Genomic DNA, 21,360 nt, shown 5'->3' with positions numbered 1-21,360 from the left:
AGGCTCCTCAGATCACGATCAGGTCGGCTTGCAAGGCGCCGGCCTGTTTCAGGGCTTCGAGGATCGCCATCAGATCACCCGGCGCCGCGCCGACCTGGTTCACCGCACGGACGATCTCGTCCAGCGTGGTGCCCGGGCCGAACTTGAACATCGGCTTGGCTTCCTGCTGCGCGTTGACCCGCGAGCGCGGCACCACGGCGGTCTGGCCGTTGGACAGCGGCCCCGGCTGGCTGACGATCGGGTCTTCGGTGATGGTCACGGTCAGGCTGCCGTGGGTGACGGCGGCGGGCGAGACTTTCACGTTCTGGCCGATCACGATGGTGCCGGTACGCGAGTTGATGATGACCTTGGCCACGGCCTGGCCGGGATCGATCTCCAGGTTCTCCAGGATCGACAGGTAGTCCACGCGCTGGCTGGGGTCCATCGGCGCGCTGACGCGGACCGATCCGCCGTCCAATGCCTGGGCCACGCCCGGGCCGAGCAGCTCGTTGACCTTGTCGACGATGCGCTTGGCCGTGGTGAAGTCGGGGCGGTTGAGGTTCAACGTCAAGGTATTGCCTTGGTTGAAGCCGCTCGGCACCGCGCGCTCGACCGAGGCGCCGCCGGGAATGCGTCCGGCCGACGGCACGTTGACGGTGATCTTGGAGCCGTCGCGACCTTCGGCGTCGAAGCCACCGACCACCAGGTTGCCCTGGGCGATGGCATAGACGTTGCCGTCGATACCCTTGAGTGGCGTCATCAGCAGGCTGCCGCCGCGCAGGCTCTTGGAGTTACCGATCGAGGACACGGTGATGTCGATCACCTGCCCCGGCTTGGCGAACGCCGGCAGGTCGGCATGCACCGACACCGCCGCGACGTTCTTGAGCTGCACGTTGCCCGATCCCGGCGGCACCTTGATGCCGAACTGCGAGAGCATGTTGTTGAAGGTCTGCAGGGTGAACGGCGTCTGGGTGGTCTGGTCACCGGTGCCGTTGAGCCCCACCACCAGCCCGTAGCCGATCAGCTGGTTGGCGCGCACGCCGGAAATGCTGGCGATGTCCTTCAGCCGTTCGGCCTGGGCGGCGACGGCGAAGGTCAGGAGCAAGGTCGCGGCAATCAACTGCCTGGCGTTGAACATGGTCATCCGTACTCAGAAGGGCCAAAGCGGGCTCATGAAGAAGCGGTCCAGCCACCCGGGCTGGCTGGCGTCGGCGAAGGAGCCGGTGCCCGAATAGGTGATGCGCGCGTCGGCCACACGGGTGGACGGCACGGTGTTGTCGGTGGCGATGTCGTCGGCACGCACCAGCCCGGCGATGCGCACCAGCTCTTCGCCGGTGTTCAGGGTCATCCACTTCTCGCCGCGCACGGCGATGATGCCGTTGGGCAGCACCTCGGCCACGGTCACGGTGACCGAGCCGGTCAGGGTGTTGCCCTGGCTGGCCTGGCTGGCGCCCTTGGTGGTGCGATCGCCGTTGTAGCCGGCATTGAGCGACAGGTCGCCACCGCCGAACGGGTTGTTGGTGTTCGGGGTGGTGCCGAACAACGAGGTCAGACCGAGGTTGGCCTTGCTGTTCTTCTGCAACTGCGAACCGGCATTCTTGCTCGCCGAGGTGCGCTCGTTGAGGGTGATGGTGATGATGTCACCGACCCGGAACGCCTTGCGGTCGCCGTACATGTTCTGTTCGAACCCGGCCTGGTAGATCGAACCGTTGTTGGCCGCCGACGGCAGCGGGGTGCGTGGCAGCACGGGCGCATAGTACGGGTCGTTGGGCTTGGCCGACGGTGCGACGCAGCCGGCCAGCAACACGGCACCACCCAGGGCGACGACGGACAACAGACGATTCATGACGCTTACCTCACGGTGTAACGGGCGCTGCCACGGCAGCCGGGTCGCTAGAGCCAGGGCTCAGAGTTTCTGGGTGACGAACGACAGCATCTGGTCGGCGGTGGAGATGACCTTGGAGTTCATCTCGTAGGCACGCTGGGTGGTGATCATGTTCACCAGTTCTTCCACGGTGCTGACGTTGGAGTTCTCCAGGGTCTGCTGCAGCGTGGTACCCAGCCCGTTCAGGCCCGGGGTGCCCACCTGCGGCGCGCCGCTGGCGGCGGTCTCGAAGAACAGGTTGCTGCCGATCGCCTGCAGGCCGGCCGGGTTGATGAAGTCGGCGGTCTGGATGTTGCCGATGATCTGCGCGGCCGGGTTGCCGGGCACAGTGATCGACACGGTGCCGTCCTGGCCGACGGTGAAGGTCTGCGCCTCCGGCGGCACGACGATGGCAGGCTCCAGGGCGAAACCGTTGGCGGTGACGATCTGGCCGTCCGAATTGAGGTGGAAGGTGCCGTCACGGGTATAGGAAACGGTGCCATCAGGCTGCAGGACCTGGAAGAACCCCCGGCCGTTGACGGCCAGGTCCAGCGGGTTCTCGGTGGTCTGCAGGCTGCCGGTCTGGAAGTTCTTCTGGGTGCCGACGACGCGCACACCGGTACCGACCTGCAGACCCGACGGCAGCTCGCTGTCCTGGGTCGACTGGGCGCCAGGCTGACGCTTGGTCTGGTACAGCAGGTCCTGGAACTCGGCACGGTCGCGCTTGAAGCCAGTGGTCGAGACGTTGGCCAGGTTGTTGGAGATGACCGACAGGTTGGTGTCCTGTGCGGAGAGGCCGGTTTTAGCGACCCAAAGAGCCGGAAGCATTCAGTGTTCTCCTCGTGCGCCTGTTTTACGGCACCCGTTCAAAGGTAATTAGCCGAGTTGCAAGACCCGAGCCATGGCTTGGTCGCCTTCTTCGGCGGCCTTCATCATCTTGACGTGCAGTTCGAACTGACGGGACAGCGCCAGCACCGAGGTCATTTCTTCCACGGCATTGACGTTGCTGCCCTGAAGGAAACCCGAGACCACGCGCACGTTGGCATCGGCATCGGCCGGCTGGCCGCTGTTGGTGTGGATCAATCCATCCAGGCCTTTATGCATGGCCTTGATGTCCGGGTTGACCAGCTTGATGCGGTCCACTTCGGCCATGACCCGCGGATCTTCGCCCATGGCGCGAATGCTGATGGTGCCGTCGTCACCCACTTCGACTTTCTGCTCAGGCGGAATGGCGATCGGTCCGCCGTTGCCCATCACCGCCATGCCATTGCCGGCACGCAGCACGCCGAGCGCGTCGATGTTCAGGCTGCCGGTGCGCACGTAAGCTTCGCTGCCGTCCGGCGCCTGCACGGCCATGAAACCGTTGCCGCTGACCGCCACGTCCAGGTCACGACCGGTTTCGATCAACGGGCCTGCACTGAAGTCGGTGGCGGGCCGCTCGCTCATGGCGAAGGCACGCGCCGGAAAGCTGTCGCCGAACACGGGCATCGAGCGCGCCTGTTCCAGGTCGCGCTGAAAGCCGTTGGTGGAAACGTTCGCCAGGTTGTTGGCATGCGCCTTCTGCGCCACCGCGTTCTGGGCGGCGCCGGTCATGGCGACATAAAGCATCTTGTCCACAGTCATCCTCCGCTGCACTGGCGATCGATTGCCGCTCACCGTTGCTGTGCAGGCTGTAAAGCAAGTTCCGAACCAACTTTCCAGAATTCGCTAAAAAGCCCGTGGACACGGGCTTTCGAGGGATCGGAGCAGTGGTTGGATGTCGGTTATCCGGCGCGGCTTTGCCGCCGGTGGCAAGGGGGTGCCAAAAGTTCGAGAGCCGCGAAGCCGCCCTCAGCGGTCACGGCATCCGCCATTGTCATAGGGCCCGGCGAAGCGCTTCCAGCCCTCCCCTGGCGACCACTGCGAGCACACCAGACGTCCGTCCACCTGACTCTCCCAGCGCCACCAGGGCGCGGTACCGGCCTGGGCCTGCAGCAGGCACAGCCCGGCAAGCAGCGCGACTGCGACTTTCCTCATGATCACTCCTGCACAAACGACGAGCCCCTTCAAGGCAAAGGGGCTCGGATCACTACGCTCGACCGACGACCATCAGGTCATCTGGATGATGGTCTGCATGATGGTGCTTTCGGTGGAGATGGTCTTGGCGTTGGCCTGGTAGTTGCTCTGCGCCTTGACCAGCTCGACCAGCTCCTGTGTCAGGTTGACGTTCGAGGCTTCCAGGGAGTTGGACTCCACCGAACCCAGGGTGCCGGTCTTCGGCGCATCGACACCCGGAATGCCGGAAGCGAAGGTTTCCTTCCAGCGGGTACCGCCGATCTGCTGCAGACCCTGGTCGTTGGCGAAGCTGGCGATGGCCACTTGGCCGATTGCACGCGACTGCTGGTTGCTGAAGCTGGCGAACATCACCCCCGAGGAGTCGATCGACAGGCTCGACAGGATGCCGGTGGCGTAACCGTCCTGGCTCTGCGACATGCGCGCGGTCTCGGTGTTGTACGAGGTGGTGCTGTTCATCGACAGGCGCATGCCGTCGGTGTTGCCGCTCGAGCCGTTGCTCGCCCAGTTACCGGAGGCGTCCTTGGACGCCGGGATCCAGCCCTTGAGGCTGAAGGTGTTGTTGGTCACGCTCCAGTTCGCGGCAGGCACGCTGGTGTTGTCGGTGGCCATGGCCTTGATGCTGCCGTCGGCATTGAAGTCCATGGTACCGGTCAGCGGCGCGGCACTGGTCGGATCGAGCGGGTTGCGACCATCGACCAAGGTGTACATGGTCCACTCGTTGGTGCCAGTCTTGCGATAGAACTGCTCCATCGTGTGTTCGTTGCCCTGGTTATCGTAGACCTTGGTCGGGAACGATTTGGTGTAGGTGGTCTGGTCGGCCGGGTCGAACGGCTTGTTCGGCACCATCACCGGCGGCGTGGCGCCGTTGGACACTTCCAGGGGAATGGTGTCGGCGGAGGAGTTCAGGTTGATGCCCTGATCGATCAGGGTGGTCGCCTTGGGCGCCAGTGCCGAGGTGTCGATCTTCAGATTGGTGAGGATGCCCTTCTGGATCTTGCCGGTGCTGTCAGCGGCGTAGCCTTGCAGGTTCAAGCCGTCGGAGGTGACCACATTGCTGTTCTTGTCGGTGCGGAACGCACCGGCACGGGTATAACTGAGCGAGCCGTTGTCCGAGAGCACGAAGTAGCCCTGGCCCTGGATGCCCATGTCCAGCACGTTGCCGGTGTTGTTCACGTCACCCTGGGTGAACTGCTGCGAGACGGCGGCCAGGCGCACGCCGTTACCGATCTGGTTCTTGCCCACGCCCAGACGGTTGGCGCCGGCATAGACGTCGGCGAACTCGGCGCGCGACGACTTGAAGCCGGTGGTGTTGACGTTGGCGATGTTGTTGCCGGTGACGTCCAGTTGCTTGTTGGCTGCGTAGAGACCGCTAAGGCCGATATTGAAAGACATGTAGTGCTCCTTCTGCCGAACAGACCGGCCTTAGATTCCGATGGTTTGTACTTTGGAGATGCCGACCTTGCCGATGCCGGCGAGGTTGAGCATCATCTCGCCGCCCGCACCGGCGACAGTGACACTGGTGACCGTGGCCGGCAGCAGGGTGTACATCTGCTGGGCCTTGCCATCGACGGTGGTGGTGGCGCTGAAGCTGTAGTTGCCGGCAGCGACCTTCTCGCCCTTGTCGTTGGTGCCATCCCAGATGAAGTCGGCATTGCCCTTGTTCTGCGCGCCGAGGTCGATGGTCTTGACCACGTTGCCATCCTTGTCCTTGATGGTGATCTTGCCGTTGTCGATGTTCTGCGGCACCACCACCTGGCCATTGAGGCTCTTGCTCGGGTCGATCATGGCCTTGTCGTTCTGCACGATCACCGAGCGACCGACCAGCGAGGACGCCTGCAGGGCCTGAGAGGAACCCATTGCGCTGGTGATGCCGTTGACCGACTGGTTGAGGGTCTGGATGCCCTCCAGGCTGCTGAACTGCGCCAACTGCGAGACGAACTCGCTGTTGTCCTGCGGGTCGAGGGGGTTCTGGTGCTGCATCTGGGTGACCAGCAACTGCAGGAAGGCATCTTTGCCGAGCGCGTTCTTGTCGGTCGACTCGGTGGTGTTCTTCTTGGTGTTGGCAGTGGTGCTCACGCCCGAATTGGCGAGGACTTCATTGAGGTTCGTGGCCATGTCTTAAACTCCGTGATCACTGACCCAGGGTCAGGACCTTCTGCATCATGGTCTTGGCGGTGTTCATCAGCTCGGCGTTGGTCTGGAACGCACGGCTGGCGGAGATCATGTCAGCCATCTCCTCGACCACGTTGACGTTGGGGTAGTAGACGTAGCCGTCCTTGTTCGCTGCCGGGTGGTTGGGCTCGTAGCGAGCCTCCAGATTGCTCTGGTCCTCGATGATGCCCTTGACCTGCACGCCCTGGCCGGCCTGCCCCTGATCCTCGAACAGCGACTGGCTGCCACCGTTCTGCGCCTGCTCGAAGGTGGTGGCGAACACCGGGTGGCGGGCACGGTAGGTCTGGTCGATGCTCGAGGACACGGTCTCGGCGTTGGCGATGTTGGAAGCGACGGTGTTCAGGCGCGTGTTCTGCGCACTCATGCCGCTACCGGCGATATTGAAGACACTGGCAAGGGACATGGTCACTCTCCGCGCAGGGCCGATACCAGCCCTTTGAATTTACTGTTGAGCAAGGTGAAGCTGGCCTGGAAGTCGATGGCGTTCTGCGTGTAGTTCGACTGTTCCATATGGGCATCGACGGTGTTCTGGTCGATCGACGGCTGCATCGGCGTGCGGTACTTGAGCGTGTCGTCGGCCAGCGCCATGCCTTCGGCCTCGATGTGTCGGCTGTTGGTGCGCTGCAACGACACCCGCTCTTCGGTGCGCTTGCCGGACTCACCGGCCAGTACCGAGGCGAAGTCCAGGTCGCGGGCCTTGTAGCCGGGGGTGTCGGCGTTGGCGATGTTGTTGGCCAGCACCTCGGCGCGCTGGGCGCGCAGACCCAATGCCTTTTCGTGGATGCCAAGGGCGTTGTCGAAGCTGATGCTCATGTCGGGGAACCTTCGAAGGTTGACCAGCGTTGCGTTGGCCAAGATATAGCAAGGGCTGTGCCAACACGCTACAGCCCAGCAATGCCGGGCATTGAACCTTTAGCGAGGGGTTTGGCCTGCCAGAAAAGCGGCAAGGGGTTTCCGCTTCATGGCGGCGAAGCGGCAAAAGCGCAGCGGCAACGGCGGCAATCCAAAAAATTGACGTGATCGCGCAGAACGAAAAAACCGGCGTCTTTCGACACCGGCTTTTTCGTTACTTGGCCTGGTAGATGATCCCCGGACTGCACTGGACCATCTGGTAATGATCCGGCAAGCCGTTCAGCGCTTCGGAGGCGCCGAGGAACAGGTAACCGCCCGGCTTGAGGGTGGCATGGATGCGCATGAGGATGTCTTTCTTCACCTGGGCGGAGAAGTAGATCAACACGTTGCGGCAGAACACGATGTCGAATTTGCCCAGCGACGCGTAGCTGTCGAGCAGGTTGAACGAGCGGAACTCGACGCGACTGCGAATCGGCGGCTTGACCGCCCAGCGGCCCGGCCCTTTCGGGTCGAAGTAGCGCTGCAGGCGTTCCTGGGACAGGCCACGGGCGATGGCCAGGCTGTCGTACTCGCCGGTTTTGCAGTTGTTCAGCATGGCGCCGGAGAGGTCGGTGGCAACGATCTGCGCCCCCATCTTCAACTGGCCAAGATTGCTGCGCTCGAATTCGTCGATGGCCATCGACAGCGAATACGGCTCCTGACCCGACGAACACGCCGCCGACCAGATGCGCAGGCGCTGCCCCGGGTTGGCACGAATGAACTCCGGGATGACCCGGCTCTTGAGCACCTCGAACGGATAGGTATCGCGAAACCACAGGGTTTCGTTGGTGGTCATGGCATCGACGACCTGCTCGCGCAGACCGCTGCGTGGCTGGGTCTGAATGCGCTGCACCAGCTCGCCGAGGCTCTTGATGCCCTGCTGCTCCATCAACTTGTTGAGACGGCTGGACACCAGATACTGCTTATTTTCGCCCAGCAGGATGCCACAGGCTTTCTCCAGGAAGACCCTGAACTGTTCGAAATCCAAATTACCCGTAGACAATGCTGCCGCCTCTTTCCAATCGCTTGCGCCGGGGGCGAACCCCCGACAGTTTCAGTGCGTCGCCTTGATCCGGTCGACCACGCGGTGGGCCAGGTCATCCGGCCTGAACTTGGCCAGAAAGTCATCAGCGCCGACTTTCTTGACCATCGCCTGGTTGAACACGCCCGACAGCGAAGTATGCAGGAGGATGTGCAGCTTTTGCATGCGTGGATCGCTGCGAATCTCGGCAGTGAGGGTATAGCCGTCCATCTCCGGCATTTCAATGTCGGAAATCATCATCAGGAATTCTTCTTCCGGACGCTTGCCCTCGTCGACCAGCTTGCGCAGGTAGTCGAGCGCCTGACGACCATCGTTGAGCGCCACCACTTCCACGCCCACCGTCTGCAGACAACGGCTGACCTGCTTGCGTGCCACCGACGAGTCATCGACCGTCAGCACCCGCAGCAACACGGCCTTGTCCTGCACTTCGGCATCCACCACGCCGGCCGAGACCGACTCCGACGACGGCGCCACTTCGGCCAGCACCTTCTCCACGTCGATGATCTCGACCATGCGATTGTCCACACGGGTGACCGCCGTGAGGTAGTGATCGCGGCCGGTGCCCTTGGGTGGCGGATGGATTTCTTCCCAGTTCATGTTGACGATGCGCTCGACCGAGTGCACCAGGAAGCCCTGGGTCTTGGTGTTGTATTCGGTGATGATCACGAAACTGTTGCGCGTCTCTTCCTTCAGGCCCGGCAGACCGGTGGCCATCGACAGGTCGAGAATGGGAATGGTCGCCCCGCGAATGTTCGCCACGCCACGCACCACCGCATGTGACTTGGGCAACAGGGTCAGGTCCGGGCACTGCAGCACCTCCCGCACCTTGAACACGTTGATGCCGTAGAGTTGATCGCCATTGAGACGGAACAACAGCAGCTCCAGGCGATTCTGTCCAACCAGCTGTGTGCGCTGGTTGACCGAATCCATAACGCCAGCCATGCCAGACTCCTTATGTTTTTCTGCTTGCTAGACAACAAGTCGGCACGGGCTTTGCTTTTTTGAGCCCATGTACACGAAAACGACATTTTTCCGACGACCGACACGCCTCGTGGCCCTTTTTCTGGCCACCGCTTGCCTGTTCGCGTCCGGCGCTCGCACGCTGGCGGATTCGTTTACCTTGCCTGAACAGCTTATCGGTGTCACCCAAGGGTTTCTTGAGTTCACCGTCGAAGATTATCTGAGCCGCACGCAGACCCCTGGGCGTTATGACATCCAGGTCAACAACCTCGACCCGCGCCTGCGCATGCCGCTGTGCAGCCAGTCGCTGGACGCCTCGCTGGAAAGTCCGGCGCAGCCACTGGGGCGAGTGACGGTGCGGGTACGCTGTGACGGCGAAGCGCCGTGGACCGTGTTCGTGCCGGCGCAGGTCAAGCTGCTGCGCGACGTGGTGGTCATGACCCGCCCGCTCAAGCGCGAAAGCGTGATCGGCGAAGGCGACGTGACCCTGCGCGAGCGCGACGTCAGCAGCCTGGGCCAAGGGTTCATCAGCGACCTCGATCAAGCCGTGGGCATGAAGCTGTTGCGCCCCACCGTGATGGACCAGGTGCTCACCTTGCAGCAGTTGGAGCAGGCCGAAGTGATTCGCAAGGGCGACCAGGTGGTGATTACCGCCCGCAGCGGCGGCCTGAGCGTGAGAATGCCGGGGGAGGCGCTGGCCAAAGGCGGCCTGACCGAGCAGATCCGCGTGCGCAACCTCAATTCCAAGCGGGTGGTCAAGGCCACGGTGATCGGACCGGGCCAGGTCGAGGTGCCTATGTAACGGGTGGGGGACTGGCGGCAAGGAACCGCCTTTCCTAAACTGGGTCAGAAATCGGGATGCGCGCCTGTACTGACGGACGGCAAAACTTTTATGCCTAAAGTTTGCTCCGGGTTAGCCGAAACAAAGGCAAGCGTCCTATTTACCCAGAGGTTTCTGATCATGGTCATCGACTTCAGTCGTTTGAATAACTCCCCGTCCGTAGCGGGCGGCGTGCGTAGCACGAGCGCCAGCGGCAACAGCGAAAAAGCCGCGGCCAGCAGCGATACCAGCAAGCCGGCCAGCGTCAGCGGAGAAGCGGTACACCTCAGCCAAGAGGCCCAGAAGTTGCAACAGATCAGCGACAAGCTGCGCGATCAGCCCGCCGTCGACAACGCCCGTGTGGCGCAGTTGAAGCAAGCGATCGCCGATGGCAGCTACAAGGTCGATGCCGGCCGTGTCGCCTCCAAACTGCTTGATTTCGAAGCTCAGCGCTAACCCCCGGGTGCGCTGACTCACAGGACGCCAGAGCCCAGAGCCAGCCATGCACGACACCACACTGCTGCAACTGATCGAAGACGATATCGCGCCGACCCAGGAACTGCTCGATCTCCTGCAAAAGGAGACGGTGGCCCTGCATGGTCGTGACATGCAGGTACTGGAGACCATCCTGGCCCGCAAGCAGTCGCTGATCGTCTTGCTCGAGCAGCAGGGCATGCGCCGTAATCACCTGCTCAACGGGCTGGGCCTGAGTGCCGACCGGGCAGGCGTGCAGGCCGTTGCCGCGCAGTCGGTCAATGGTGAGCTCATCCTCCAGCAGCTCGATGTGCTGACCGGCCTGATGGACGCTTGCCAGAAGGTCAACGAGACCAACGGTCGGGTCATCCAGGTGCAGCAGCACGCTACGGCCAATCAGATCAGAATCCTCATGGGTGGCGACTCTCCGTCACTGTATGACAGCCGTGGCACCACCTCCCCCATGGACAAGCCTCGGGCGATCAGCCAGGTTTAATAGTCCTGTTCAAGGCACGGATCATACTGGCAAAATGCCGTAACTTGCGTGTGCCGTTTTTGCCTGGAGATCGATAATCCGTGTTCACTGAAACCGATGCACCTCAGCCACCGAAGGTGCTCACCACCGCGCTGGAAATTGCGGCCAACCTGCGCCAACTGATGGACAGCCACGACCCGCTGATCATCAGCTTCCCCGAGCGCAACCAGCGTTTCCAGAGCTACGTGGTTCACGTGGACCGGGATGCCGACGTGCTGGCCCTGGACGAGCTCATTCCCCGTGATGGTGAGCGATTCATCGAAAACGGCGAGCCTTTCCGCGTCGAGGGCTTTCATGATGGGGTACGCATCGCTTGGGAATGCAATACCTCGCTGACCCTCGGTGAAGTCGATGGGCACCGCTGCTACCGTGGCGCGCTTCCGCAGGAAATGACCTACCACCAGCGTCGTAACGCCTTCCGCGCTGCGCTGAAGCTGTCGCAACTGGTCGACATCACCCTCGATGGCACGCACCTCAAAGGCAACGGCGCCATGCGCGGCAAGTTGCTGGACGTATCCGCCACCGGTTGCAAGCTGCGTTTCGACGGCAACGTCGAGGAGCGTCTGCAGCTGGGTCAGGTCTATGAACGCTTCAAGGCTGCCAATCCGCTTGGCCTGAGCGATGTGATGGTGGAGCTACGGCACCTGCACTTCGAAGAGCGCATCAACACCACCTTTGCCGGCTTGCGCTTTCACAACCTCAGCGGCCAGGGCCAGCGCAAGGTCGAGAGCTTCGTTTATCAGTTGCAGCGTGAAGCGCGGCGATTCGACAAAGACGATTATTGATTCCGCGCCGTTAGCCGGGATTGCCAGGGCCGCTCAAGCGGCCCTTTTGCGTTCCATGCGCTTCAACCTGACTTGTCCAGGGGCGCCTGGGAAACAGCGGGATCGACCGAAGCCGGATGCTCGATCTCGCCTTCGGTGGCCTCGGTGTCTTCGGCCGCCACCGGCGTCTGCATCACATCCTGAACCGTCTGCTCGTCCACCCGCGGGTCGAGCGCCGCCGACAAAGGCGAGCCCGCCGCCGGCATCGCCACGTGACCCAGCGGCGCATCCTGCACCTGGTGCAGACCGGTAACCGCTTTGGGCCGTATGCGCCAGACCAGTACCAAGGCGAAGAACACGAAGAAGGCGTACAGCATCTGCGCGCCAAGTACCTTCATCAGTACGCCCGCCACCAGCGGCCCGATGCTCGCGCCGACGCCGTAGGTCACCAGCAACATCGCCGTCAACGACACCCGCCGCTCGCTTTCCACGTGGTCGTTGGAAAACGCCACGGCCAGCGGGTACAGGCAGAACTGCAGCAGCGACACGATGAAGCCCATCGCGAACAACACCTCCAAGGGCACGCTGGGCAGAATCGCCAGCGGCAGCGACGCCACGGCCAGTCCTAAGGAGATGCTGCGAATCAGCAGCGCACGGTCATAGCGGTCCGACAACCAGCCCAGCGGCCACTGCACCACGAGACCGGCGAAGATGCAGCAGCCCATGAACAGACCGACCTGCTCGGTACTGAGCCCCTGGCGCGCTGCATACAGCGGGGCCAGACCGTAGAACGCACCGACGATCAATCCTGCGCCCAGTACCGTGCTCAACGACTGCGGCACCCGCTTGATGAAGAACTTCGGCTCCATGGGTGCAGGCCGCAACGGTGCAGGGTGAATTCGACGGGTCATGGCCACCGGCACCAGGCACAGGGCAAAGCACATGGCCACCAGCATCAGCAGCTCAGGACCCAGTGCCGGGTGTACCACCAGGATCAACTGACCCAGCACCAGGCCCAGGTAGGAAGCGATCATGTAGCCGCTGAACACCGCACCCCGCTGCTTGGCATCGGCCTGCTCGTTGAGCCAGCTCTCGATGACCATGTACTGGCACATCATGCCCAGGCCAACGATCACCCGCAGGCCGATCCAGGCCGGTACGTAGTTGGTCATGCCGTGTCCCAGCACCGCCGCGCCGACGATACCGGCGCAGGTGGCATAGGCCCGGATATGTCCGACCCGGCCGATCAGCCGATGGCCGACCTTGCCGCCCAATGCCAGGCCGAAATAGTTGGCGGCCATCAGCGCACCCACCCACAGGCTGTCGACCTGATCGGCGGCCAGGCGCAGGGCCAGGTAGGTACTGAGCAGACCGGAACCGATCAGCATCATCAACGCAGCGAAATACAACGAACGAAAAGACTTCCAGATCTGGCGCATGCGACCCCGCGGGCTCCTTGGGCAGGTATGGTGCTGCTGGACAGCATAAGGTCTGTGAACCGTTCATGGGCCGCTGGCCGGAAAAAAAACCAGCGGCGACGCAGGCGCAGAACAACGTGTCTCGATCAGGCCTGCGCGGCCAGCACCCGCCGCTCCCAAGGGGTGATCTCGTCGAGAAAATCGCTCAGTTCCAGCAGCTTGGTAGCGACGTATCCTTCGATGAACACCTCGCCGAACAGTTCCCGCGCCAGTGCGCTGCGACGCAGGCGTTCTAGACCGGCATGCAAGGTGCACGGCAGGCTCAGGTGCTCAGGCACGGTGAACTCGCCTTGCACGGCCGGTGCAGGTTGCAGCCTGCGCTCCAGGCCGTGAAGGCCAGCCGCCAAGCTGGCAGCGAGCGCCAGGTAGGGGTTGCAGTCGGCCCCCGGCAGGCGGTTTTCCACGCGCCGGGCCACGGGCGCGCTGGCCGGGATGCGCAGGCCGGCGGCGCGGTTGTCCTGCGACCAGCAGGCGTTGTTCGGCGAGGCATACGGGTGACACAATCGCTGGTAGGAATTGACGTTGGGTGCGAACAGCGCGGTGAAGTCGGCCATGCAAGCCTGCAGCCCGCCGATGAAGTGAGCGAAGCGCTCGGTCGCCCGCCCCTGCTCATCACTGAAGACATTTCGACCTGTGGCGATTTCGACCAGGCTCTGGTGGATGTGCATCGAGCTGCCCGGCGTGTGCGCCAGCGGCTTGGCCATGCACACCACGGTCAGCCCGTGCCTGAGCGCCACTTCCTTGAGCAGGTGCTTGAACAGGAAGGTCTGGTCGGCCAACAACAAGGCATCACCGTGCAGCAGATTGATCTCGAACTGGCTGACCCCCATCTCGTGCATGAAAGTATCGCGCGGCAGCCCCAGCGCCGCCATGCAACGGTACACCTCGTCGAAGAACGGCCGCAGGCCATTGTTGGAGCTGACGCTGAAGGCCGAGTGGCCCAGTTCGCGACGCCCATCCAGGCCCAGGGGCGGCACGAACGGCTGGTGCGGATCCGGATTGGCGGCGAAGACGAAGAACTCCAGCTCGGTGGCCACCACCGGCGCCAGGCCGAGGGCGGCATAGCGTGCGATGACCGCCTTGAGCTGGCCGCGCGTGGACAACGGCGAGGGTGTGCCATCGAGCTCCACCGCATCACAAATCGCCAGCGCCCGTGGGCGGTCACTCCAGGGCAGCACGTGGGTCTGTTTTGGGTCAGCGACCAGTGCCAGATCACCGTCGTCACTGCCGTAGAACTTCGCCGGCGGGTAGCCGCCCATGATGCACTGCAGCAATACGCCACGCGCCATCTGCAAGCGTCGCCCTTCGAGGAAACCCTCGGCGGTCATCACCTTGCCTCGAGGTACGCCGTTCAGGTCGGGGGTGACGCATTCGATTTCGTCGATGCCGGTCAGGCGCTCGGCAGCAGAGCGCAGGCCTTGGGTCGTCATCACAGAGATCCTTGTTGTTTTGGCTGGCCGCGAGCGGCGACAGGCACAACATAGGCCGGGGGTGTTTAAAATATCAAGCACCCCGCGCAGGGTGATGGCTACGTCCTATTCACGCAGGGTCATGCCGTTGGCCGGCAGCGGCAAGGCGGTCTTGTAACGCACCTGTTTGAGGGCGAAGCTGGAACGGATGTTGGCCACCCCCGGCAAGCGCGTCAGGTAGTCGAGAAAGCGCTCCAGCGCCTGGATACTGGGCAGCAGCACACGCAACAGATAATCCGGATCGCCGGTCATCAGGTAGCACTCCATCACCTCCGGGCGCTCGGCGATTTCCTCCTCGAAACGGTGCAGCGATTGCTCCACCTGTTTCTCCAGGCTCACATGGATGAACACATTGACGTCCAGTCCCAGCACCTCTGGCGACAGCAACGTCACCTGCTGACGGATCACGCCCTGCTCCTCCATGGCCTTGACGCGGTTGAAGCAAGGGGTCGGCGACAGGTTCACCGAGCGCGCCAGTTCAGCGTTGGTGATCCGTGCATTCTCCTGGAGGCTGTTGAGAATGCCGATATCCGTGCGATCGAGTTTTCGCATGAGACAAATTCACCTGATTCTTGTGGTTGTGCGGAATGTTTATCTGTGCCCTGCGGCAAAGGCAATCAACTTGAGAGAAATATTCTCCGAGCCAGCCTCTAAGATGTAGGGAACGCTGACCTGCCAGTCACGAGCCGGCACTCAGCGGCGATCGTTGCAAAGCTCACAAAAACAATATTCGAGCGAGCGTGAACAGCATGAACGAGTACGCCCCCCTGCGTCTGCATGTGCCCGAGCCTACAGGCCGGCCAGGCTGCCAGACCGATTTTTCCTACCTGCGCCTGAATGACGCCGGTCAAGTTCGCAAACCGCCCATTGACGTCGAACCCGCCGAGACCGCCGATTTGTCCGGCAGCCTGGTGCGCGTGCTCGACGAACAGGGCGACGCCGTCGGTCCCTGGGCCGAAGGCATCGACCCGCAGGTACTGCGCCAGGGCCTGCGCACGATGCTCAAGACGCGCATCTTCGATAGCCGCATGGTGGTCGCCCAGCGTCAGAAGAAGATGTCCTTCTACATGCAGAGCCTGGGCGAGGAAGCCATCGGCAGCGGTCAGGCCTTGGCGCTGAACCGCAGCGACATGTGCTTCCCCACCTACCGCCAGCAAAGCATCCTGATGGCCCGCGATGTGTCACTGGTGGACATGATCTGCCAGTTGCTGTCCAACGAGCGCGACCCGCTCAAAGGCCGCCAATTGCCGATCATGTACTCGGTGCGCGAGGCCGGTTTCTTCACCATCAGCGGCAACCTGGCCACGCAGTTCGTGCAGGCTGTTGGCTGGGCCATGGCCTCGGCGATCAAGGGCGATACCAAGATCGCTTCGGCCTGGATCGGCGACGGCGCCACGGCTGAATCCGATTTTCACACTGCCCTCACCTTCGCCCACGTCTACCGCGCGCCGGTGATCCTCAACGTGGTCAACAATCAGTGGGCGATCTCCACCTTCCAGGCCATCGCCGGGGGCGAATCGACCACCTTCGCCGGCCGCGGCGTGGGCTGTGGCATCGCCTCGCTGCGGGTCGACGGCAACGATTTCATCGCCGTCTACGCCGCTTCGCGCTGGGCCGCCGAACGTGCGCGCCGGGGCCTGGGCCCGACCCTGATCGAGTGGGTCACCTACCGCGCCGGCCCCCATTCCACCTCCGACGATCCCTCCAAGTACCGTCCTGCCGATGACTGGAGCCACTTCCCGCTGGGCGACCCGATCGCCCGCCTCAAGCAGCACCTGATCAAGGCGGGGCACTGGTCCGATGACGAGCACCAGGCCGTCAGCGCCGAACTGGAAGCCGAAGTGGTCAAGGCACAGAAAGAGGCCGAGCAGTTCGGCACCCTTGCCAATGGCCACATTCCCAGCGCCGCCTCGATGTTCGAGGACGTGTACAAGGACATGCCCGATCACCTGCGTCGTCAACGCCAGGACCTGGGGGTTTGAGATGAACGATCACACCAGCATCAACCCGGAAAACGCCATGACCACCAGCACCCTGACCATGATCCAGGCCCTGCGCTCGGCCATGGATGTCATGCTCGAACGCGACGAGGACGTGGTCGTCTATGGCCAGGACGTCGGTTACTTCGGCGGCGTGTTCCGCTGCACCGAGGGGCTGCAGGCCAAGTACGGCAAGTCGCGGGTGTTCGACGCGCCGATCTCCGAGAGCGGCATCGTCGGCACGGCGGTAGGCATGGGCGCCTATGGTCTGCGCCCGGTGGTGGAAATCCAGTTCGCCGACTACTTCTATCCTGCCTCCGACCAGATCGTCTCGGAGATGGCGCGCCTGCGCTATCGCTCGGCGGGCGAATTCATCTCCCCACTGACCCTGCGCATGCCCTGCGGCGGCGGCATCTACGGCGGCCAGACCCATAGCCAAAGCCCGGAAGCGATGTTCACCCAGGTCTGCGGCCTGCGCACGGTGATGCCGTCCAACCCCTACGATGCCAAGGGCCTGCTGATCGCCTCCATCGAATGCGACGACCCGGTGATCTTCCTCGAGCCCAAGCGCCTGTACAACGGCCCCTTCGACGGCCACCACGATCGCCCGGTGACGCCTTGGTCCAAACACCCGCACAGCGCAGTGCCCGACGGTTACTACCGCGTGCCGCTGGACAAGGCCGCCATCACTCGCCCCGGCAACGATGTCACGGTGATCACCTATGGCACCACGGTCTACGTGGCCCAGGTGGCCGCCGAAGAGAGCGGCGTCGATGCCGAGGTGATCGACTTGCGCAGCCTGTGGCCGCTGGACCTGGACACAATCGTGGCCTCAGTGAAAAAGACCGGACGCTGCGTGGTGGTGCACGAGGCCACGCGCACCTGCGGCTTTGGCGCCGAACTGGTGTCGCTGGTGCAGGAGCACTGCTTCCATCACCTCGAAGCACCGATCGAGCGCGTCACCGGCTGGGACACACCCTACCCTCACGCACAGGAATGGGCCTACTTCCCAGGGCCTGCGCGGGTCGGTGCGGCATTGAAACGGGTCATGGAGGTCTGAATGGGCACGCACGTCATCAAGATGCCGGACATCGGCGAAGGCATCGCCCAGGTCGAGCTGGTGGAGTGGTTCGTCAAGGTCGGCGACCTGATCGCCGAGGATCAGGTACTGGCCGATGTCATGACCGACAAGGCCACGGTGGAGATTCCCTCGCCGGTCAGCGGCAAGGTGCTGGCCTTGGGCGGGCAACCCGGAGAGGTCATGGCCGTTGGCAGCGAACTGATCCGGATCGAGGTCGAAGGCAGCGGCAATCATGTCGATGCCGCGCCGAGCCAGGTGCAACAGTCCGCGGCCGCCGTCGCGCCGGCGCAGGTCGAAGTCCAGGCAGCGCCACAGCCGCCCATCGAGCGCACTTCCACGCCTGAAGCCGGTCCGGTCGCCTCACCCATCGTCCTACGCGAAGCCCAGGAAAAGCCGCTGGCCTCCCCCGCCGTGCGCAAGCGCGCGCTGGATGCCGGCATCGAGTTGCGCTACGTGCACGGCAGCGGGCCGGCCGGGCGGATTCTCCACGAAGACCTGGATGCCTTCATCAGCGCACCACAGGGCGCTGCGGGTCAGCGGTCGCCCGCCTGCGGCAAACGCACCGACAGCCAACAGGTGCCGGTGATCGGTCTGCGGCGCAAGATCGCCCAGCGCATGCAGGACGCCAAACGCCGAGTGGCACATTTCAGTTACGTCGAAGAAGTCGACGTGACCCAACTCGAAGCCTTGCGCCAGCAGCTCAACGCGCAGTACGGCGAGCGTCGCGGCAAACTCACCCTGCTGCCATTGCTGGTGCGCGCGTTGGTGGTCGCCCTGCGTGACTTCCCACAGATCAACGCCACTTATGACGACGAAGCCCAGCTCATCACCCGCCACGGCGCTGTTCACGTCGGTATTGCCACCCAGAGCGACAGCGGTTTGATGGTGCCGGTGTTGCGCCACGCCGAGGCGGGCAGCCTGTGGGACAACGCCAGTGAGATCGCCCGCGTGGCGCAGGCCGCACGCGGCAACAAGGCCAGTCGCGAAGAGCTGTCCGGTTCGACCATCACCCTGACCAGCCTGGGCGCCCTGGGCGGCATCGTCAGCACGCCGGTGGTCAATACCCCGGAAGTGGCGATCGTCGGGGTCAACCGCATCGTCGAGCGGCCGGTGGTCGTCGGCGGGCAGATCGTCGTGCGCAAGATGATGAACCTGTCCAGCTCGTTCGATCACCGTGTGGTCGACGGCATGGATGCCGCGCTGTTCATCCAGGCCGTGCGCGGCTTGCTGGAACAACCCGCCTGCCTGTTCGTGGAGTGAGTATGCAACCGATCATCGAGACGACCCTGCTGATCATCGGCGGCGGGCCCGGCGGCTACGTGGCGGCCATCCGCGCCGGACAACTGGGCATTCCGACCGTGCTGGTCGAGGGCCAGGCACTGGGCGGCACCTGCCTGAACGTTGGCTGCATTCCGTCCAAGGCCTTGATTCATGTCGCTGAGCAGTTCCACCAGGCCACCCGGCTGAGCGGTGACTCGCCGCTGGGTATCCGCGTGACGGCGCCACAGCTGGATATCAGTCGTAGCGTGCAATGGAAGGACGGTATCGTCGACCGCCTCACCAGCGGCGTCGCCGCCCTGCTGAAAAAGCATGGTGTGCAGGTGATCCATGGCTGGGCGAAGATCCTCGACGGCAAGCACGTGGAGGTCGACGGCCAGCGTATCCAGTGCGAGCACCTGCTGCTGGCAACCGGCTCCAGCAGCGTCGAACTGCCGATGCTGCCGCTCGGCGGGCCGGTCATTTCCTCCACCGAGGCCCTGGCACCTGAGCGTCTGCCAGAACACCTGGTGGTCGTCGGGGGTGGCTACATTGGCCTGGAACTGGGCATTGCCTATCGCAAGCTCGGGGCGCGAGTCAGCGTGGTGGAGGCGCGCGAGCGTATTCTGCCGAGCTACGATGCCGAGCTCACGGCACCGGTGTCTGAATCGCTGAAGGCGCTCGGCATTGCTCTGCACTTGGGATACAGCGTCGAGGGGTATGAGGATGGCAGTCTGTGGGCACGCTCCAAGGCTGACGAACGGCTGCGCCTAGAGGCCGACCAGGTGCTGGTGGCCGTTGGGCGTCGGCCGCGCACTCACGGCTTTGGCCTTGAAAGCCTGGCCTTGACCATGAACGGGGCGGCTATCGCCATCGACGAACGCTGCCAGACCAGCATGCGTAACGTCTGGGCCATCGGCGACGTGGCAGGCGAGCCGATGCTCGCACACCGAGCCATGGCCCAGGGCGAAATGGTGGCCGAGCTGATCGCCGGCAAGGCGCGGCGATTCGAACCCGCCGCCATTGCTGCGGTGTGCTTCACCGATCCGGAAGTGGTGGTGGCCGGCAAGACGCCGCAACAAGCCCAGGCGCTAGGCTTGGACTGCATCGTCGCGCAGTTCCCCTTCGCCGCCAATGGCCGAGCCATGAGCCTGGAGGCCAAGCGCGGCTTCGTGCGGGTAGTGGCGCGCCGCGACAATCATCTGATCGTGGGCTGGCAGGCGGTCGGGGCGGCGGTCTCGGAATTGTCTACCGCCTTTGCCCAATCGCTGGAGATGGGCGCGCGCCTGGAGGATGTAGCCGGCACCATCCATGCTCATCCAACGCTCGGCGAGGCAGTGCAGGAAGCTGCACTACGGGCGCTGGGACACGCGTTGCATATTTGATGACATAGACAGGCGGGCCGGGGTTGCAGCATTGGCGGCCCTGGCGGTCTGGCGCGCACTGGCCAGAGAAAGAGATGTGTCCCCTGCTGGAATCGAACCAGCATCTAACCCTTAGGAGGGGCTTGTTCTATCCGTTGAACTAAGGGGACATCGCGGCGAGCATTCTACGCAGATTCAGTAGCTTGGAGAAGCTAACCAAGCTCGAGTGCGACGCACAAGGCCCGCATGTTAACCATCCCATCGCTATTTGTCATGACCAAGATGGCGCCTGGCGTGTCGTCCTCTCCCTCCATTCCCCTCCCCAGCACCCCTACGGGATTAATTGCATATTAGTGGCATCGACAGGGAATTTTTCCCGTGACCGCGGTCCAAACGTCAACGTCGGGCATTGAAGGCCTGATGGGGAGTGCTTGTGACAGGTCGTCGAGGCCGTCCGCTGGCAGCGCAAGACTCTTGGGATCTTTAGTCATTTCCCTAGGCTTTTGCCGGTTTTACCCGCTCTTTTGAGCCGGATGCGGACTTAAGTGCAAACTGATCGCGTGTAAAACTTTTCAAACCAGTACACATTTCTGATAATTGGTGCTGGCAAAAAGCCTTTATTCGGATCACTATTTGTCACAGAATTGACGCCAAAGAAACGGCGACCTTGAGGCAAGATGAGCATCCAAAATCACAACGGTTGAACATTTTGCTCTCGCCACGGTCGTAGCCACAACCGTGCGGCCAATTTGAGAACCGCTTCCCTGAACCCGAACTAACCGGTCAATTAATATGCGCCCAATGAAACAGGCTATCTACTCCAGCCGCACCGCTGACAAGTTTGTCGTCCGCCTGCCTGACGGGATGCGTGAGCGCATTGCCGAGGTAGCGCGCAACCATCACCGCAGCATGAACTCCGAGATCATCGCCCGCCTGGAGCAAAGCCTTATCCAGGAAGGCGCCCTGGGCGATGAACTGAGCATGCGTCTGGACAGCCCTGAGTTGTCGCTGCACGAGCGCGAGCTGCTGCAACGCTTCCGCCAGCTTACCCACCGCCAGCAGAATGCCCTGGTCGCCCTCATCGCCCACGATGTGGAAATGGCCGCAGACGCCTCCTGAGGCTTCCAACGCCCACGAAAAAAGCCAGCGTAAGCTGGCTTTTTTCGTTGTGGCTGC

The 21,360-nt window shown here is 63.0% G+C and carries 23 protein-coding genes and 1 tRNA gene; 9 read left to right on the top strand and 15 right to left on the bottom strand.

Translation table 11 applies throughout. The features are described 5' to 3' along the window. Window positions 1-7: 7 nt before the first annotated feature. From Q7C30_RS18355 to Q7C30_RS18305, 11 genes are all read right to left on the bottom strand, one after another. Window positions 8-1,123 (bottom strand): flagellar basal body P-ring protein FlgI, encoded by a 1,116-nt coding sequence (locus Q7C30_RS18355; protein ID WP_162889550.1) that lies wholly within the window; start codon window positions 1,121-1,123, stop codon window positions 8-10. 6 nt (window positions 1,124-1,129) lie between these two features. After that, complete coding sequence (flgH, locus tag Q7C30_RS18350; RefSeq protein ID WP_039578982.1) at window positions 1,130-1,825, bottom strand: flagellar basal body L-ring protein FlgH; 696 nt, start codon at window positions 1,823-1,825, stop codon at window positions 1,130-1,132. A gap of 60 nt (window positions 1,826-1,885) precedes the next feature. Beyond that, the gene (flgG, locus tag Q7C30_RS18345) at window positions 1,886-2,671 is read right to left on the bottom strand and encodes a flagellar basal-body rod protein FlgG (RefSeq protein ID WP_029612435.1); all 786 of its coding nucleotides are present in this window, start codon (window positions 2,669-2,671) and stop codon (window positions 1,886-1,888) included. Between the two features lie 48 nt (window positions 2,672-2,719). After that, window positions 2,720-3,460, bottom strand: a complete 741-nt coding sequence (locus Q7C30_RS18340; RefSeq protein WP_039578983.1) for a flagellar basal body rod protein FlgF — start codon at window positions 3,458-3,460, stop codon at window positions 2,720-2,722. 213 nt (window positions 3,461-3,673) lie between these two features. Beyond that, window positions 3,674-3,859 carry a hypothetical protein gene (locus Q7C30_RS18335; RefSeq protein WP_039578985.1) on the bottom strand — a complete coding sequence of 62 codons (186 nt, stop codon included), beginning with the start codon at window positions 3,857-3,859 and terminating at the stop codon, window positions 3,674-3,676. 72 nt (window positions 3,860-3,931) lie between these two features. After that, on the bottom strand, window positions 3,932-5,290 hold the full coding sequence (gene flgE / locus Q7C30_RS18330) for a flagellar hook protein FlgE (RefSeq protein ID WP_039578988.1): 1,359 nt from the start codon (window positions 5,288-5,290) through the stop codon (window positions 3,932-3,934). 30 nt (window positions 5,291-5,320) lie between these two features. Beyond that, a complete protein-coding gene (gene flgD, locus Q7C30_RS18325; protein ID WP_295482391.1) occupies window positions 5,321-6,013 on the bottom strand; it encodes a flagellar hook assembly protein FlgD in 693 nt (230 codons plus the stop codon). Between the two features lie 16 nt (window positions 6,014-6,029). Then, window positions 6,030-6,473, bottom strand: a complete 444-nt coding sequence (gene flgC, locus Q7C30_RS18320; protein ID WP_029612437.1) for a flagellar basal body rod protein FlgC — start codon at window positions 6,471-6,473, stop codon at window positions 6,030-6,032. A gap of 2 nt (window positions 6,474-6,475) precedes the next feature. Beyond that, the gene (gene flgB / locus Q7C30_RS18315; RefSeq protein WP_029612438.1) at window positions 6,476-6,883 is read right to left on the bottom strand and encodes a flagellar basal body rod protein FlgB; all 408 of its coding nucleotides are present in this window, start codon (window positions 6,881-6,883) and stop codon (window positions 6,476-6,478) included. Window positions 6,884-7,136: 253 nt separating this feature from the next. After that, on the bottom strand, window positions 7,137-7,964 hold the full coding sequence (gene cheR, locus Q7C30_RS18310; RefSeq protein ID WP_029612439.1) for a protein-glutamate O-methyltransferase CheR: 828 nt from the start codon (window positions 7,962-7,964) through the stop codon (window positions 7,137-7,139). 51 nt (window positions 7,965-8,015) lie between these two features. Next, a complete protein-coding gene (locus tag Q7C30_RS18305; RefSeq protein ID WP_317872321.1) occupies window positions 8,016-8,945 on the bottom strand; it encodes a chemotaxis protein CheV in 930 nt (309 codons plus the stop codon). Between the two features lie 67 nt (window positions 8,946-9,012). Here Q7C30_RS18305 and flgA point away from each other — a divergent pair, with 67 nt between their 5' ends. The 4 genes from flgA (at window position 9,013) to Q7C30_RS18285 (ending at window position 11,577) form a co-directional block, all read left to right on the top strand. Next, entirely contained in the window at window positions 9,013-9,765 is a 753-nt protein-coding gene (gene flgA, locus Q7C30_RS18300; protein WP_039578992.1) for a flagellar basal body P-ring formation chaperone FlgA, read from the top strand. 159 nt (window positions 9,766-9,924) lie between these two features. Beyond that, window positions 9,925-10,239, top strand: a complete 315-nt coding sequence (gene flgM, locus Q7C30_RS18295; protein ID WP_039578995.1) for a flagellar biosynthesis anti-sigma factor FlgM — start codon at window positions 9,925-9,927, stop codon at window positions 10,237-10,239. Between the two features lie 46 nt (window positions 10,240-10,285). Beyond that, complete coding sequence (locus Q7C30_RS18290; RefSeq protein ID WP_304483253.1) at window positions 10,286-10,753, top strand: flagellar protein FlgN; 468 nt, start codon at window positions 10,286-10,288, stop codon at window positions 10,751-10,753. 80 nt (window positions 10,754-10,833) lie between these two features. Beyond that, a complete protein-coding gene (locus Q7C30_RS18285) occupies window positions 10,834-11,577 on the top strand; it encodes a flagellar regulator YcgR PilZN domain-containing protein (protein WP_317872320.1) in 744 nt (247 codons plus the stop codon). 62 nt (window positions 11,578-11,639) lie between these two features. Here the strand turns inward: Q7C30_RS18285 and Q7C30_RS18280 are convergent, their stop codons facing one another. The 3 genes from Q7C30_RS18280 to bkdR all read right to left on the bottom strand — a co-directional run bounded on the left by Q7C30_RS18280 (window position 11,640) and on the right by bkdR (window position 15,055). After that, window positions 11,640-12,995 (bottom strand): MFS transporter, encoded by a 1,356-nt coding sequence (locus Q7C30_RS18280; protein ID WP_317872319.1) that lies wholly within the window; start codon window positions 12,993-12,995, stop codon window positions 11,640-11,642. A 125-nt stretch (window positions 12,996-13,120) separates the two neighbouring features. Beyond that, window positions 13,121-14,362 carry a glutamine synthetase family protein gene (locus tag Q7C30_RS18275; protein ID WP_317872564.1) on the bottom strand — a complete coding sequence of 414 codons (1,242 nt, stop codon included), beginning with the start codon at window positions 14,360-14,362 and terminating at the stop codon, window positions 13,121-13,123. 207 nt (window positions 14,363-14,569) lie between these two features. Continuing rightward, entirely contained in the window at window positions 14,570-15,055 is a 486-nt protein-coding gene (bkdR, locus tag Q7C30_RS18270; protein ID WP_039579003.1) for a Bkd operon transcriptional regulator BkdR, read from the bottom strand. A 197-nt stretch (window positions 15,056-15,252) separates the two neighbouring features. On the opposite strand from bkdR, the gene Q7C30_RS18265 reads away from it, so the two are divergent. The 4 genes from Q7C30_RS18265 to lpdA are packed head-to-tail and all read left to right on the top strand — an operon-like array spanning window position 15,253 to window position 20,205. Next, window positions 15,253-16,485, top strand: a complete 1,233-nt coding sequence (locus Q7C30_RS18265) for a 3-methyl-2-oxobutanoate dehydrogenase (2-methylpropanoyl-transferring) subunit alpha (RefSeq protein WP_039579006.1) — start codon at window positions 15,253-15,255, stop codon at window positions 16,483-16,485. A 1-nt stretch (window position 16,486) separates the two neighbouring features. Beyond that, entirely contained in the window at window positions 16,487-17,542 is a 1,056-nt protein-coding gene (locus Q7C30_RS18260) for an alpha-ketoacid dehydrogenase subunit beta (RefSeq protein ID WP_039579008.1), read from the top strand. Continuing rightward, entirely contained in the window at window positions 17,543-18,823 is a 1,281-nt protein-coding gene (locus Q7C30_RS18255) for a dihydrolipoamide acetyltransferase family protein (protein WP_317872318.1), read from the top strand. 2 nt (window positions 18,824-18,825) lie between these two features. Continuing rightward, entirely contained in the window at window positions 18,826-20,205 is a 1,380-nt protein-coding gene (gene lpdA / locus Q7C30_RS18250) for a dihydrolipoyl dehydrogenase (RefSeq protein ID WP_317872317.1), read from the top strand. 77 nt (window positions 20,206-20,282) lie between these two features. On the opposite strand, the gene Q7C30_RS18245 is transcribed toward lpdA, so the two are convergent. Further along, window positions 20,283-20,354 (bottom strand) — tRNA-Arg (locus Q7C30_RS18245). A gap of 622 nt (window positions 20,355-20,976) precedes the next feature. Between Q7C30_RS18245 and Q7C30_RS18240 the strand changes: the two genes are divergently transcribed. Beyond that, on the top strand, window positions 20,977-21,303 hold the full coding sequence (locus tag Q7C30_RS18240; protein WP_029613963.1) for an Arc family DNA-binding protein: 327 nt from the start codon (window positions 20,977-20,979) through the stop codon (window positions 21,301-21,303). Window positions 21,304-21,360 lie beyond the last annotated feature (57 nt).

The sequence above is a fragment of the Pseudomonas sp. RAC1 genome (assembly GCF_030658255.1).
GTDB lineage: Bacteria > Pseudomonadota > Gammaproteobacteria > Pseudomonadales > Pseudomonadaceae > Aquipseudomonas > Aquipseudomonas boreofloridensis.
The sequence above is the reverse complement of the archived record's forward strand: the minus strand, read 5'-3'. Positions and strand labels throughout refer to the sequence as shown.